This is a genomic window from Rhodobacter sp. TJ_12 (genome assembly GCF_020023995.1).
Taxonomy (GTDB): Bacteria; Pseudomonadota; Alphaproteobacteria; order Rhodobacterales; family Rhodobacteraceae; genus Rhodobacter.
The window spans coordinates 1-599 of record NZ_NRRD01000071.1 but is presented as its reverse complement, the minus strand read 5'-3'; the positions used below and the strand labels follow the sequence as shown (position 1 = coordinate 599).

Sequence of the window (599 nt, the reverse complement as noted above, 5' to 3'; positions counted from 1 at the left end):
CGCTCTCGCGCAGCGACTGCCAGCTGGCGTAATCGGGCGAGGAGACGATCTGCTGGAGATCCTGAGGATTGGGCAGTTCCTGCCAGCTCTCCATGCGGAAGAGCTGCGGGGCCGCCGCGGCGATGAAGGGCGCATGGGCCGAGGCGCAGATTCCCGAGATGTTGCGCAGGAGGCTCACGTCGCGTGGATGGTGGCTGAATTCATAGGCCCCGATGACCGCCCCGAAGGGCGCGCCGCCGAACATCGAATATTCCTCGGTGTAGAGCTTCTTGAAGGTGGGCGACTGGTCCCACATCTGGCCCTCGAAGTCCTCGAGCTGGTCGGCCAGTTCGTCCTTGGTGATGTTCATCACCCGGATCTTCAGTTTCTGGTCGGTCTCGGTGTTGTTCACGAGATAATGGAGCCCGCGCCATGTCCCCTCGATCTGGCGCACCTCGGGCGCGTGGAGGATCTCGTTCATCTGCGCCGAGAGGAGCGCGTCGATGCCCGCGATCAGCGACTTGATCGACTTGACGGCATTGCCCGAGATGGTGGCGGTGCCCGACCGCTCGGTGGCCGCGAGGGCGAGGTTGCGCACCAGCTCCTTCAGCTTGTCGCTG

The 599-nt window shown here is 64.1% G+C and carries 1 protein-coding gene; it reads right to left on the bottom strand.

Annotated features, from left to right (window positions below; all coding sequences use genetic code 11):
• Positions 1–599, bottom strand: a 599-nt coding sequence (locus CKO11_RS17220; RefSeq protein WP_223641536.1) for a type VI secretion system contractile sheath domain-containing protein, incomplete at both ends; no start/stop codon positions are given.